We start from the raw sequence: 12,912 nt of genomic DNA, 5'->3' as shown, positions 1-12,912 counted from the left end.
TGTTCCAGCAGGCCGTGGCGCTGACTAGGTGTCGGGGGCGACCAGGCCCGTGCGGTAGGCGAGCACGACGGCCTGGACGCGGTCGCGCACGTTGAGCTTGGCCAGGATGCGGGAGACATAGGTCTTCACCGTCTCCAGGCTGATCACCATCTCCGCGGCGATCTCGGCGTTGGACAGGCCGCGGGCCATCAGTGCCAGCACCTCGCGCTCGCGGCGGGCCAGGGCGTCGAGCGGGTCGTCGGCGCGCGCGACGGCGGCCGGGCGGATGCGGTCGGCGTAGCGGCCGATGAGGGTACGCGTCACGGCGGGCGACAGCAGGGACTCGCCCCGCATGATCGTGCGCACCCCGTTGACGAGCTCGGCCAGCGGCGCGTCCTTGAGCAGGAAGCCGCTGGCCCCGGCGCGCAGCGCCGCGTAGACGTACTCGTCGACGTTGAACGTGGTCACGACGAGGACCTTCGGCGCGTCGGGCACGCCGGGGCCGGCGATGCGCCGGGTGACCTCGATGCCGTCCAGCAGCGGCATGTGGATGTCCATGACGACGACGTCCGGCTTCAGGCGCGCCGCGGCGTCGACGGCGGCCGGGCCGTCGGCGGCCTCGCCGACGACGGTGATGTCCGGCTGGGCGTCGAAGACGGTGACGTAGCCGGTCCGGACCAGCTCCTGGTCCTCGCAGATGAGCAGGCGGAGGGTCACGCGTCCCCCACGGGAATGACCGCGCGCAGCCGGAACCCGCCGTCCGGCCGCTCCCCGGCGGTCAGCTCGCCGCCGAGGGTCCCGACCCGGTCGCGCAGCCCGGTCAGGCCGCGCCCGCCGGAGAGGTCGCGGCGGGCGCCCACGGTGAGCGGCACCGGCGCGGCGGCGTTGGTCACCTCGGCCTCGACGCGGCCGTCGAGGTAGGCGACGCGGACCACGGTCGGCTGCCCCGCCGCGTACTTGACCGCGTTGGTCAGGCCCTCCTGCACCACCCGGTACACCGCCAGCCGCACGGCGACGGGGAGCGCGGGCGGCTCGCCCTCCTCGGCCAGCTCGACGGGCTGCCCGCCGAGGCGGGTCTGTTCCACCAGGTCCCGCACCGACTCCTCGGCCGCCGTGCGCGGCGTGGCCGATTCGCCGGTCGCCTCCAGCACGTCGAGCAGGTACCGCAGCTCGGCCAGCGCCCGCCGGCCGGTCCCGCCGATCGTCGTGAGGGCCTTGACCACGCGGTCCGGGGACTCGGCGAGGAACTGCGTGGCGTCGGCCTGCACGACGATCGCGGTCACGTGGTGGGTCACCACGTCGTGCAGCTCCCGCGCGATGCGGGCCCGCTCGGCGGCGGTCGCGGCGGCCGCCGCCAGCCGCCGGCGGTCGGCCTCGACGGCCCGCCGCTGCCGGACGAAGGCGCCGAGCGCCCAGCACACGGCCAGCAGCAGGTAGAAGACCAGGAAGTCGGCGAGCCGGTCGGGTGAGCCGAGCACGTGCACGACGGTCGAGAGGGTCACATACCCGGCCGACGCGACGACCGCCGTGCCGCGGCGGAACCGCTCCTGGTGGGCGCCGGCGGAGTACAGCGCGAGGTACACCGTCACGCTGGAGAACTGCGGCGGATAGGCGAGCGCCTCGTGGATCGCGAACCCGGCCCCGACCACCGCCAGGCACGCGGCCGGCCACCGGTGGCGCACGGCCAGCGGCAGCGTCTGGGCCAGCACGAGGACGAGCGCGAACCAGTCGGCCGGGCGGCGGGGCAGGTCGCCGAACTGCGCGCTCATGTTCGCCAGCACCGGCACGAACGCCAGCCCGGTGAACGCGGCGGCGATCCACGGATCCCACACGTCGGCGTCGAGCGTCCGCAACCGGTCGGCGGCCCGGGTCGTCGGCATGGGCCCGAGTCTATGTCCCTCGCCCGAGCTACTCGCAAATGTCCGCACCACACCGCGAAGGGGCCGGTTCGGGCGACCGGCCCCTTCTGGTCGGTGGGAGGCTCAGCAGTGGCCGAGGTCTTCCCAGTTGGCGGTCCAGCCGGGCTCGGAGCCCTGGGTCCACCACTTGGCGCGCCACAGGTGCTTGCCCTGACCCGAGGGCGGGCCGTTGGGGTCGCCGGCGGCGCTCTTCTCGTGCTTGGCCGTCTGGCCCGCCAGGTAGACCGCGCTGATCGACCACTCCGGCGCGGACGCGCAGTTCGTGGCCGGCGGGGTCGACGGGGTGGGCGACGGCGACGGGGACGACGACCGCGACGCCGAGGCCGACGGCGTCGGCGAGCCGGACGGGGTCACGCACGGGCCGGAGGAGTCCACCGTGTCGGTGAACGCGTTGCCCGCGCCGCGGTAGGTGGCCGCCTGGGCCGACGCCTGGCTCGGGGTCAGGACCTGGTTCTTGGCGTACAGCACCCAGTCGACCTGCTCGATGTAGGTGCTCAGGCCGCCGCTGTGCGCCGCCGTGTCGATGAACCACAGGTTCCAGTTGATGGTCATCGTCTGGCGCGGGTAGAACTTGCCGGAGTGGTCGCCCACCTGGACGCCGTCGATGAAGTAGATGACGTGCCCGCCGGAGACCTGCACGACGAGGTCGTGCCAGCCGTCGTAGCTCTGCCGCTCCTCCGAGTGGACGTTGTCGGCGTACCACGGGTCGTTGCGGTAGGTGTACCAGGTGGTCTGGTAGTTGATCGGGCCCGTCTCGCCCCACCCGCCGTTGGGCAGGTACTCCGAGATGTCCAGCTCGCTGTAGGTGGGATCGAGGTCGCCGTTGAGCGGGCTGATCGTGAAGAACGTCTCGTTGATGTGGTCGCCGTCGCTGCCGCCGGTCGGCGTGTCGGTGAAGCGGACCCGGCTGGCGTAGGTGCCTTCGAAGTACCGCTTCTGGCTCGTGTAGAGCTCCGCCTGGTTGGTTCCCCCGCCGGTGCCGTCCGTGGACGCGGTCAGCTGCATGACCTTCTGACCGCCGTTGGTCGGGAAGGAGATGCTGTTGGCCGACCAGGTGGCGCCGGGTACGCCCGGGCCGCCGGAGTAGGTGCGCGGCACCCAGCCGTGCGCGGTCAGCGTCGAGTCCGCGGACGAGCTGTAGTTGAAGTCGTCGAACAGGTAGCCGCAGTTGTTCGCCGCGGCACTGGCCGTCCCGACGGTGGCCGCGGTGACCGCGACCGCACCGACGGCGCCGGCCAACGCGATGCCCGAGGCGATCGCAATTGATCGACGTTTGCCGATTGACATGAGCGGAGTCCTCCTGTGCAAGGGGATGGAGGGACTTACTTGACCGCGCCGGCGGTCATACCGGCTCGGATGTGGCGTTGGAACGCGACGTAGGCGATGAGCACCGGCAGCATGGCGATCGTGAGGCCGGCGAACAGTCCGCTCCAGTCGCTGCGATACCCCTGGCTGACCGACAGGGAGGCCAGGCCCTGCGCCAGGACGTACCGGTCCGGGTCGGGATTGAGGACCAGCGGGAGGAGGTACTGGTTCCACAGCCCGAGGAAATTGAAGATGCCGACGGCGACCAGGCCCGGCCGGGACATCGGCAGCATGACGCGGAAGAACACCCCCGCGTGCGAGCAGCCGTCCAGGAACGCGGCCTCGGCCACCTCGCCGGGCAGCGTGCGGAAGAACGAGTGCAGGAAGAACACGGCGAACGGCACCGCGTAGGCGGCGTAGACGAGAATCAGGCCCTGGTAGGTGCCGAGCAGGTGCAGCTGCCGCACGACGAAGAACAGCGGAACCAGGGCCAGGAACACCGGGAAGAACATGGCCGCGACGAAGACGTAGTAGACGAGCCGGTTGCCGCGGAATTCGTACCGCGCCAGCGCATACGCCACCAGCGAGCCCAGCAGCATGGTCAGCGCCAGGGCGCCGCCCACGACGACGAGGCTGTTGAGGAGGTACCGGCCGATGTCGGCCTGGCCCCAGGCCCGCGACCAGTTGTCGAAGTGCGGCGTCGTCGGCAGCGACCAGGGATCGGTGAGGATCTGCTGGTCGGTCTTGAACGAGCTGAGCACCGCCCACAGCAGCGGCAGCGCGGTGACCGCGCCCCAGCACAGCATCGCCGCATGCGGCAGCACGCGTCTCACGCGAGTTCGACCCTGTCGGAGCGCCCCGCCCGCAGCGCGAGCACGGCCAGCGTCAGCGTCGCGAAGAACAGCGCGACCCCCATCGCCGAGGCGTAGCCGAACCGGCCGTAGGTGAAGGCGTTGCGGTACAGCGACAGCCCGATCACCTCGGTCGCCCCGTCCGGCCCGCCCGGCCCGACGGTCATGACCTGCACGACCGCGAACCCGTCCAGCGCCGTGATGCTCAGGTAGACGAAGGCCACCTGCACGGTGTCGCGCACCAGCGGCAGCGTCACGTTGCGGAACGTCGCCCAGCCGCTCGCGCCGTCCAGCAGCGCCGCCTCGAACAGCTCCCGCGGTATCGATTCGATCGCCGCGCTGAACAGCACCATGTAGAACCCGACGGCCGACCAGACCAGCACGGCCATCACCGCCGGCAGGGCCAGGGACGGCTCGGCCAGCCAGCTGCGCGCCAGCCGGTCCAGCCCGACGCCGCGCAGCACCCCGTTGAGCAGGCCGGTGTTCGGGTTGTAGACGAACTGCCAGAGCACCGCGATGATGACCAGCGACAGCAGCTGCGGGAAGAAGTACACGATCTGGTAGACCTGCGAGCCCGCGATGCCCCGGCGCCCGTCGCGGCCGCCGAGGTGCAGCATGCTCGCCAGGAACAGGCCCAGGGCGATCGTGGCCAGGGGTACCACCGCCAACATGACGGCGTTGTTGCGCACCGCGTCGAGGAAGAGGGAGTCGCCGCCGAGGCGGGCATAGTTGCCCGCCCCGACGAAGTGCGCCTCGCCGGCCACGCCTTTCCAGTCGGTGAGCGAGAGGTAGAACGCCTGCGCATACGGCGACAGCACGAAGACGGCGTGCAGCACGAGCGCCGGCACGAGCGCACCGGACAGGAACACGAGCCGCCCGTGTTTCATTATCGGTGGTACTTCGTGACGCTGGAGTCCTTCGCGAGCGCGTCGGCGGCCTTCTGCACGCGATCGGCCCACTCCGCGGGCTTGGCGCGCCCGTTGACCAGCTCGCCGGTGGCGTCGTCGAGGGCCTTGGCCAGCGGCGCGTACCAGGTGCGGAAGCGGTAGGTGAACGCGTCCTTGCCGGCCGCGGTGATCGCGTCACGGGTCGAGCCCAGCCCGCTGGACAGGGTCAGCCCGTCGGTGGCCCCGGCCACGGCCGGCAGCGTGGCCGCGCTCTGCGCGAAGGCCTTCGCCGACTGCTTGGAGAACAGGATCCGCAGGTACTCCATGCCACCGGCGGGGTTCTTCGCCTTCGCCGGCACCAGGAAGGACTCCGACGAGGCCGCCTGCACCGCGGCCGCGCCCAGCTTGTCGGAGCCGGTCCGCGGCGGCACCGCGCCCATCACCATGTCGAAACCCTTGGGCGCGACGTCCTTCTGCTCGCTCTCCAGCCACGAGCCGCACGGGATGAACGCGGCCTTGCCCTGGCACCAGGCGGCCTGCGCCTCGGTGTGCGACAGCGCCTCGGACCCGCTCATGATGTAGCCCTTGGCGGCCAGCTCGGCGAACGCCTCGGCGGCACTCTTGAGCCCCTCGGCCTTCCACGCGTTGGGCTCGAGGTTGTCCACGGCCTTGACGAGGTCGAGGCCGCCGGTCTTGGCCGCCATGCTCAGCAGCGGGTCGTTGATGTACTCCGGATACTTGCCCTGGTAGGTCCACGGCGCCACGCCCGCCGCCTTGATGGTGGCGCACAGCGCGAGCATCTCGTCCCAGGTCTTCGGATACGCCCAGCCCTTGCTCGCGAACAGCGGCTTGGAATACCAGATCCCCCACACCGTGTAGGTGAAGTTCAGCGCCAGCACGTGCTGATCGAACGTGCCGTCCTCGACCACGCCCGGCAGCAGCGTGTCACGCACCTTCGTCTTCGGGTCGTCGAACGAGGGCGCGTCGAGCAGCTCGGCGAGGTCGGTCAGCTGCTTGGCGCCGACCAGGGTGGCGATGTCGAGCCGGCCGGCGCCGGTGTTGTCCACGACGTCGGGCGGCGTGTTGGCCACGAACCGTGGCTGTAACGCCTCGCCGACCTTCTGGATGCCCTTGTGGTCGACGGTCGCCTTCGGGTGCCGGGACTTGTAGACGTCCTCGGCGCTCTTGGCGTAGTCGTCGCCGTAGCCGCCCTTGAAGACGACGACCTCGAGCGGGGCGTCGTCCTTGACGCCGAGCGGGTTGTCCGCGCTCTTCGCCGCGGTGTTCGCCGCCGGCGTGTCGTCGCTGCCGCCGCTGGTCACGCACGCGCTCAGCAGCGGCGTGGCGGCGAGGGTCGCGATAATCGCGCGCCTCTTCATATCTCTCTCCCTTTATGCGGTACGCCGGATGCGCCCGGCGTAGCGCGCCTCGAGTGCTGCGTTGTGCTCCCGCCCGCCAGGCACGTTGTCGGACAGGTAGACCGGCGGCGCGATGCCGAGCGCCAGCAGCCGCGCCACCACCTCGGTGACGATCTGCTGCGCCAGCAGCGCCGCGGTGATCGAGGAGACCGCCCCGACGGCGCCGCCCCCGGGCAGCGGCAGCGAGGCGTCGCCGTACGGCGCCCCGTTGTCGAGGACCACGTCGGCGAGGTCGCCGAGCTTCCGCCCGCTCGCGTGCCGCGACTCCACCCGCGCCGAGTGCGCCAGCGACGTGATCGCGATGAGCGCGTGCCCGCGCTGCTTGACCAGCGCCGCCATCTCCACCACGGCGCCGTTGACGCCGGAGTTGGAGGCGATGACGAACGTGTCGTCGGGCTTGACGTGGGCGAGGTCGTAGAGGCGGTGCGCGACGCTGGGCGTGCGCTCGAGCTCCGGGTCGGCCAGCGCGCTGACCGGGTCCCCGCCGTAGAGCACGATGTCGCGCAGCGCGATGCGGTTGGTCGGCACCAGCCCGCCGGCCCGGCCCGCGATCTCCATGGCGAGCGCCTCGGAGTGCCCGCAGCCGAACGCCTGGATCACCCCGCCCGCCTGGATGGTCGCGGTCATCAGGTCGGCGGCGTGCGCCACCTTGTCGCCCTGGGTGGTGCCGACCCGCTCGATGGCGGCGCGGATCGCCTCGACGTAGTCGGCACTTCTGATGGTCACAGCGCTTTGTCCCTCCGTGATCGCTTGCGGTTGTTCGTCGTGTCGGGCACCCGGTGCGCGTCGACGGCGCGCACCGTGAGCTCGAGGGCCTCGGCGGTGCGCTCGTAGGTGCGCTGGGCCACCGCCACGTAGATGAGGTCCAGGACCAGCAGCTGGGAGTGCAGCGCGGAGAGGGCCGCGACCCGGAAGGTGGTCTCGTGGACCGAGGTGGTGAACACGACGTCGGCCACCTCGGCCAGCGGCGAGCGCCCGAACGACGTCACCGCCACCGTCATCGCGCCGTGGTCGGCCGCCTCCGCCATGGTCTCCAGCACCTCGCGGGTGCGTCCGGAGTGCGACAGGCCGATCGCGACGTCGCCGGGCCCCAGCAGGGCGGCGTTGGTCAGCGCGGTGTGGCTGTCCGAGCGGTACCACACCGGGATGCGAATCCGCTCGAGCCGGAACGCCATCTCCCGACCGGCGGTGCCGCTGGAGCCCAGCCCGAAGATCTCGACCCGCCCGGCGCCGGCGATCGCCGCGGCGACCCGCTCGACCGCCGCCACGTCGAGCCCGGCCGCGGTCGCCTGGATGGCCCGGGTGTCCGCCGCCGTGACCACCCCGAGCACGTCGGTGAGCGGGTCGTCCGGCGCGATGTCGCCGCTGATGTCGGTCTCCCACCGGGCCTGCTCGGCCCGGCCGGTCTCGGTCGCGATGGCCACCCGCAGGTTGGCGTAGCCCTTGAAGCCCAGCGTCCGGCTGAACCGGGTGACCGTCGCGGTCGACGTGCCGGAGCGCTCGGCGAGGTCGACGATGCTGGCGTGCGCCGCGGTCTCCGGATCACCGAGGATCGTCTCGGCGATCTTCGCCAGCGCCTCGGGCATCGTCGGCCCCTCGATGCGCAGCCGCCCGAGCAGCCCGCCGCTCTCACCCGTCACAGTCGGTCATCCTTTTCATCGTTCTGCCTTGGCGATGAAAATTACGACCACTTCAACTTCTAGTCAACAACAATTTTCTATGCTTCCATCGACGCCATGGCTGACGTGGTGGTTGGTGTCGATGCGGGCGGCACCGCGTCCCGGGCCGTGGTGACCGACCTGGCGGGCACGGTGCTCGGCCGGGGCACGGCCGGCCCGGGCAACCCCTCGGCCGCGGGCCCGCCGGCCGCACGCGCCGTCGGGTCGGCGCTGCGGTCGGCGCTCGGCCCACTCGACCCGGCCTCGGTCACGGCCGGCGTGGTGGGCGTGGCCGGCGCCAGCGCCCTGACCGACCCGGCGGTGGCAGCGGCGTTCGCGGCGGAGTGGACGGCCCTCGGCCTGCGCTGCGAGATGAAGATCGTCGGCGACGCGGTGACGGCCTTCGCCGCCGGCGCGGCCCACACGTCCGGCGCGGCCTACACGTCCGGCGCGGCCCACGCGTCCGGCGCGGCCCACGCGTCCGGCGCGGCCCACGCGTCCGGCGGGGCCTGCACGTCCGGCGCGGCCCACGCGTCCGGCGGGGTCGCTATGGCAGGCGGGGCCAGCCCGGCCCTCGCGGCCGGCCCGGCCGGTGTGACGGCCGGGGGCCGTATGGCCCACACGGCTGGCGTTGGCGGCTCGGCGTTCGCGGCGGGCCCAGCCGATGCCACCCGCGGCGCCGGAACGGGCGGCGCTGGGACGGGCGGCGCTGGAACGGGCGGCGCTGGGACGGGCGGCGCTGGGACGGGCGGCGCTGGGACGGGCGGCGCTGGAACGGGCGGCGCTGGAACGGGGGGCGGGGCCGGTGTGACCGGCGGCGACTGGACCCGCGGGGCGGTGCTGATCGCCGGCACGGGTGCGGTGGCGGCCCTGGTCGACGGGCTGGAGGTGGTCCGGGTCGCCGACGGCCTGGGCTGGCTGCTGGGCGATGAGGGCTCCGGCCTGTGGCTGGGCCTGCAGGCGGTCCGCGCGGCCGCGCGCCGCTGGTCCACGCCCCTGGCCCGCAAGGTCGCCGCCCACGCGGGCGCGGCGACGCCGGACGATCTGGTGCACTGGGCGCAGGCGCTGCCACCGTTCGGCGCCCTGGCCCCGCTGGTCTGCGAACTGGCCGACGCCGGCGACCCGGACGCCGCCGCGATCGTCGCCTCGGCCGCCGCCCGGCTGCTCGCGACGCTGGACGAACTGGAGGCGCCGGCCGCGCCGGTGGTGCTGGGCGGCGGGCTCCTAGTTGCCGACACGCCGGTGCGCCGCGGGGTCATCGAGGCGCTCGAGGCCCGCGGCGCACAGGTAGGTGTTGCGCTCGATCCCGCACTCGGCGCCGCCCGCCTAGCCGCCCGGCTCGCGTCCGCCGGAGGCCGTTCACCGGCCGCGGGCGGCTGAGCGGGGGTCTGGTCGCAGCGCCGGCGAAACGCGCGGATGAGCTGGCTGCCGTCCGCGACCTCCGAGACGGCGCGGGGCATTTCCCACCGAGAAGCACAGCGCAGCGACAGAAGTCTCCACGATCATGCCGAACCGCCACCGGCACCAACGGTTTCTCATGATCCCGGAGTGTTGATGTACACAGGTGTACATCAACACTCCGGGATCATGGAAAACCCGGACCACGGCCGCAGTGAGCATCATGATCACGGAAACATTCGTCCGCCCCGGCTACGTTCACCCGAGCCCGACGGGCGACATATCCGAAATGTCCGCCTCGCGGCCGACTCGAAGCCAGGCGGGAGCTGCCTGCCCCACTGGCGGCCGGCGGCGCGCGGCCTGCGCCGGCTCGGGCACGCCACCTTGCCCCTCGCGGGACTCGCCCCTCGCGGGACGACTCGCCCCGCGCGGGAGTTGACCCTCGCGGGACTTGCTCGTTGCGGGACTCGCCCAGCGCGGGACTTCGCCCTTGCCGGACTCACCCAGCGCGGGACTTATCCAGCGCGGGACTTATCCAGCGCGGGACTTATCGGATTTATCCGCCACTTCGTGACGGATAAATCCGATATTTCGGTTATGCGCGGTTGCGCGGCAGCGGCGGGGCGGGGTCAGGCGGCGCGGACCGGCTCCTCGGCGGAAGCCGGCTGCGGTGCGGCGGAGGCAGCGGGGGCGGGTGCGGGGGCGCCGAGGCGGCCGATCAGGGTCTTGCTCACGCGGCGGTAAGCGCCCGGGTTCACGGGGTTGAGCCAGTGCGAGGCGCGCACCCGGGCCGGGATGTTGACGTCGAGGTCGCCGAGGACCTCGTCGACGTTGTGCATCGAGAACGGGATGATCTTCCCGCCGCGGCTGTGGTGCCGGGCGGTGGCCTCGTCCATGAAGGCGAGCTGCTCCACGACGGCGCGGCGGCGCTCGTCGGGTGCGGGCAGGTCGACCGCGCCAGCCAGGTCGGCCGCGATCCACAGCGCCGCCATCTCGGCGTTCAGCGGGCTGAAGAACGAGGAGTTGTACCCGTTGAAGTACACGCCCTCGACGTTGAGCGGCAGGATCTGGCGGTACAGCATGAAGTTCCCGCGCTCGTCGAAGAGCCCGGCCTGCACGTCGGCGTTGAGGAACGGCACGCCCTGGGTGAAGCCCGTCGCGCAGATGACCAGGTCGGCCGGGACCACGCTGCCGTCGGCGAGCTCGGCCGCGGGCCGGCCGTCGCGGGCCGTTAGGGCGGTGACGGTGGTGTCGCGGTGCACGGTGATCCGGCCGGCCGCGACGCCCTCGAAGAAGCCCTCGGTGGCCAGGCCGATCGCGCCCTTCACGATGCCCTCCATCGTGCCGCGCGGCACCAGGTCGAGCTCGCGGAGCTTGAACTGGCGGACCGAGACGGAGCCGATCGAGTTGATCATCGAGCGGCGCATCGGGTTGCCGGGGCCGTGCAGGAAGCGCTCCATGCCGCGCTTGTGCAGGTACGGGAACAGCGCCTCGCCCATCCGGGTCAGCAGCAGGAACTTGAAGTTCAGGAAGCCGCCGATGCGCCGGGGCACCTTCCACAGCAGCTGCCGGGCGATGATGTGCGTCCCGGCCGCCACCTCGCTGACCGGGACCGTGACGTCGCAGGCCGACTTGCCGTACCCCACCACCACGACATGCTTGCCGCGGGCCTCCTCGGCGTCGTGCAGGTCGGTGCCGGCGCACAGCCGCCCGCCGGCCGCCTCGAACGCCTCGCGCCCGGGGTAGTCGGGCACGTTCGGCTCGCTGAAGATGCCGTTGGCGACTACGAGCCGGTCGAAGGTCTCGGTCGCGGTGGCGCCGTCGGCACCGCGCAACTGCAGCGTCCAAGCGCCCGCGGCGTCCCGCTGCGCCGCGACGACCTCGGTGTTCAGCCGCAGGCAGCGCTCGACGCCGAAGTGCGCGGCGTAACCGGCCAGCCACTGCTGGACCTGCTCGCCGGTCGGCCACTCCGGGTACTCGCGGGGCATCGGATAGTCGGAGAAGCCGTAGGTGGCCTTCGCGCTCTGCGTCGTGAGGCCCGGGTAGCGCCGCGTCGCGCTCCACACGCCCCCGACGTCCGGGGTCTTGTCCAGCACGACCACCTCGTGGCCGGCCTGGAGCAGCGTCTTGGCGGTGACCAGGCCCGCGACGCCCGCGCCGATGACTGCGACGCGCATGGTCAGTGCCCCTCGGGCAGCGGCAGCATCTTGATGCCGAACTCGACCATGATCTCCTTGATCTTGCTGATGTCCTTCGGGCCCGGCGGCAGCTCGCCCAGTGCCTGGTAGTAGGCCTCCAGCCCGGCCGGCGACACGACCGAGATGACCCGGGCCTCGTCCCGGTACGGGTTGCGGAACGCGTGCACGACGTCGCGCGGCAGGTACAGGTAGTCGCCCGGCTCCAGCACGAACTCCTCGCCGCCGAGGCTCACGTCCAGCCGGCCGGCGAGGCAGACGAACGACTCGTCCTCGCGGGTGTGGATGTGCGGCGGCGGCCCGTCGGTCTCGGACGGGATCGCGTACTCGAACAGCGAGTAGGCGTCGTGGGTGGACTTGCCGTCGGTCTTCATCGTGATGCCGAGACCGATCGCCGGGATCTGCGTCCCGTCACGGGACTGGAGAAAGTATCCACCGCCCAGGCTCATCGGGATCCTCCTTCGGGGTGTTGTGGGTCACAGCGTGCGACCCGTGAGCCCCGACACCCTACGCGGTGTCCCGCTCACCGGGACGGAATTCAGCGAGCGGCATAGGCCCGCGACGCCGCGGCGGCGGCCAGCCGGACCGCCGGTCCGGCCCGGTCGGGCCGCACCAGGCCGGTCGGCCCGGTCACCGACAGCGCCGCGGCCACCGCGCCCAGCGGGCCGAAGATCGGCGCGGCGACGCAGCTCACGCCCACGTTGCCCTCCTCGCGGTCGATGGCCAGCCCGTGCGCCGGGATCTCGGCCAGCTCCCGGCGCAGCGCGGTCGGCGAGGTGATCGTGCGCGGCGTGCGCCGGTTCAGGCCGGACGCGATGACGGCGTCGACGGTCGTCGGGTCGCTGTAGGCGAGGATCGCCCGGCCCAGCCCCGAGCAGTGCGCCGGGATCAGGCCGCCGACCTGGGACAGCATCGTCATCGGCCGATGGCCGCCGATCTTCTCGACGATCAGCACGTCGGTGCCGCTGAGCACGCCGAGCTGCACCGTGGTGCGGGTGGCGTTGTAGAGGTCCTGCAGGAACGGCAGCACCGCCTCCCGCAGCACGTGCCGGATCGGGGCCAGGCCGGAGAGCTCGAAGAGCCGATTGCCGATGCGGTACCGGTCCGCCGGCTTGTCCAGCCAGCCCAGCCGCAGCATCTTGTCGGCGGTGCGGTGGGCCGTCGAGCGGGGCAGCCCGCTGCGCGCGACCAGCGTGGCGAGGGTCAGCTCCCGGTGCACGGCGTCGAAGGCGCCCAGGATCGCGGCGGCCCGGTCGAGCGCGCCCATGCCCCCGGAATCCCGCTCAGCGGGACTCATCGTTG

The 12,912-nt window shown here is 72.3% G+C and carries 12 protein-coding genes; 1 reads left to right on the top strand and 11 read right to left on the bottom strand.

The features are described from left to right. Positions 1–24: 24 nt before the first annotated feature. From ACQPXD_RS06110 to ACQPXD_RS06075, 8 genes are all read right to left on the bottom strand, one after another. The gene (locus ACQPXD_RS06110; RefSeq protein ID WP_432835663.1) at positions 25–696 is read right to left on the bottom strand and encodes a response regulator; all 672 of its coding nucleotides are present in this window, start codon (positions 694–696) and stop codon (positions 25–27) included. Beyond that, complete coding sequence (locus tag ACQPXD_RS06105) at positions 693–1,859, bottom strand: sensor histidine kinase (protein ID WP_432835661.1); 1,167 nt, start codon at positions 1,857–1,859, stop codon at positions 693–695. The genes ACQPXD_RS06110 and ACQPXD_RS06105 overlap by 4 nt, the downstream gene beginning before the upstream one ends. A gap of 102 nt (positions 1,860–1,961) precedes the next feature. Next, positions 1,962–3,185: a glycosyl hydrolase gene (locus ACQPXD_RS06100; protein WP_432835659.1), complete on the bottom strand. Its 1,224-nt coding sequence runs from the start codon at positions 3,183–3,185 to the stop codon at positions 1,962–1,964. A gap of 35 nt (positions 3,186–3,220) precedes the next feature. Continuing rightward, positions 3,221–4,009: a carbohydrate ABC transporter permease gene (locus ACQPXD_RS06095; RefSeq protein ID WP_432843668.1), complete on the bottom strand. Its 789-nt coding sequence runs from the start codon at positions 4,007–4,009 to the stop codon at positions 3,221–3,223. 23 nt (positions 4,010–4,032) lie between these two features. Next, a complete protein-coding gene (locus ACQPXD_RS06090) occupies positions 4,033–4,941 on the bottom strand; it encodes a carbohydrate ABC transporter permease (protein ID WP_432835657.1) in 909 nt (302 codons plus the stop codon). Further along, a complete protein-coding gene (gene ngcE / locus ACQPXD_RS06085; RefSeq protein WP_432835655.1) occupies positions 4,941–6,320 on the bottom strand; it encodes an N-acetylglucosamine/diacetylchitobiose ABC transporter substrate-binding protein in 1,380 nt (459 codons plus the stop codon). The genes ACQPXD_RS06090 and ngcE overlap by 1 nt, the downstream gene beginning before the upstream one ends. 12 nt (positions 6,321–6,332) lie before the next feature. Continuing rightward, a complete protein-coding gene (locus ACQPXD_RS06080) occupies positions 6,333–7,079 on the bottom strand; it encodes a sugar isomerase domain-containing protein (RefSeq protein ID WP_432843666.1) in 747 nt (248 codons plus the stop codon). Positions 7,080–7,081: 2 nt separating this feature from the next. Next, on the bottom strand, positions 7,082–7,999 hold the full coding sequence (locus tag ACQPXD_RS06075) for a MurR/RpiR family transcriptional regulator (protein ID WP_432835653.1): 918 nt from the start codon (positions 7,997–7,999) through the stop codon (positions 7,082–7,084). 96 nt (positions 8,000–8,095) lie between these two features. On the opposite strand from ACQPXD_RS06075, the gene ACQPXD_RS06070 reads away from it, so the two are divergent. Next, the gene (locus ACQPXD_RS06070) at positions 8,096–9,397 is read left to right on the top strand and encodes a hypothetical protein (RefSeq protein WP_432835651.1); all 1,302 of its coding nucleotides are present in this window, start codon (positions 8,096–8,098) and stop codon (positions 9,395–9,397) included. Positions 9,398–10,044: 647 nt separating this feature from the next. Here the strand turns inward: ACQPXD_RS06070 and ACQPXD_RS06065 are convergent. The 3 genes from ACQPXD_RS06065 to ACQPXD_RS06055 form a co-directional block, all read right to left on the bottom strand. Next, complete coding sequence (locus ACQPXD_RS06065) at positions 10,045–11,592, bottom strand: flavin-containing monooxygenase (protein ID WP_432835649.1); 1,548 nt, start codon at positions 11,590–11,592, stop codon at positions 10,045–10,047. 2 nt (positions 11,593–11,594) lie between these two features. Next, positions 11,595–12,059 (bottom strand): cupin domain-containing protein, encoded by a 465-nt coding sequence (locus tag ACQPXD_RS06060; RefSeq protein WP_432835647.1) that lies wholly within the window; start codon positions 12,057–12,059, stop codon positions 11,595–11,597. An 89-nt stretch (positions 12,060–12,148) separates the two neighbouring features. Continuing rightward, positions 12,149–12,907, bottom strand: a complete 759-nt coding sequence (locus tag ACQPXD_RS06055; protein WP_432835646.1) for an IclR family transcriptional regulator — start codon at positions 12,905–12,907, stop codon at positions 12,149–12,151. Positions 12,908–12,912: the final 5 nt, after the last annotated feature.

The sequence above is a fragment of the Dactylosporangium sp. CA-092794 genome, from assembly GCF_050948465.1.
Classification (GTDB): domain Bacteria; phylum Actinomycetota; class Actinomycetes; order Mycobacteriales; family Micromonosporaceae; genus Dactylosporangium.
This window is presented reverse-complemented; position numbering and strand designations above follow the sequence as displayed.

Bases quoted from the DNA above. Each gene is read 5' to 3' on its own strand.
- ACQPXD_RS06105 (WP_432835661.1), bottom strand. From the start codon at position 1,859: ATGCCGACGACCCGGGCCGCCGACCGGTTGCGGACGCTCGACGCCGAC.
- ACQPXD_RS06100 (WP_432835659.1), bottom strand. From the start codon at position 3,185: ATGTCAATCGGCAAACGTCGATCAATTGCGATCGCCTCGGGCATCGCG.
- ACQPXD_RS06095 (WP_432843668.1), bottom strand. From the start codon at position 4,009: ATGCTGTGCTGGGGCGCGGTCACCGCGCTGCCGCTGCTGTGGGCGGTG.
- ACQPXD_RS06090 (WP_432835657.1), bottom strand. From the start codon at position 4,941: ATGAAACACGGGCGGCTCGTGTTCCTGTCCGGTGCGCTCGTGCCGGCG.
- ngcE (WP_432835655.1), bottom strand. From the start codon at position 6,320: ATGAAGAGGCGCGCGATTATCGCGACCCTCGCCGCCACGCCGCTGCTG.
- ACQPXD_RS06070 (WP_432835651.1), top strand. From the start codon at position 8,096: ATGGCTGACGTGGTGGTTGGTGTCGATGCGGGCGGCACCGCGTCCCGG.
- ACQPXD_RS06065 (WP_432835649.1), bottom strand. From the start codon at position 11,592: ATGCGCGTCGCAGTCATCGGCGCGGGCGTCGCGGGCCTGGTCACCGCC.
- ACQPXD_RS06060 (WP_432835647.1), bottom strand. From the start codon at position 12,059: ATGAGCCTGGGCGGTGGATACTTTCTCCAGTCCCGTGACGGGACGCAG.
- ACQPXD_RS06055 (WP_432835646.1), bottom strand. From the start codon at position 12,907: ATGAGTCCCGCTGAGCGGGATTCCGGGGGCATGGGCGCGCTCGACCGG.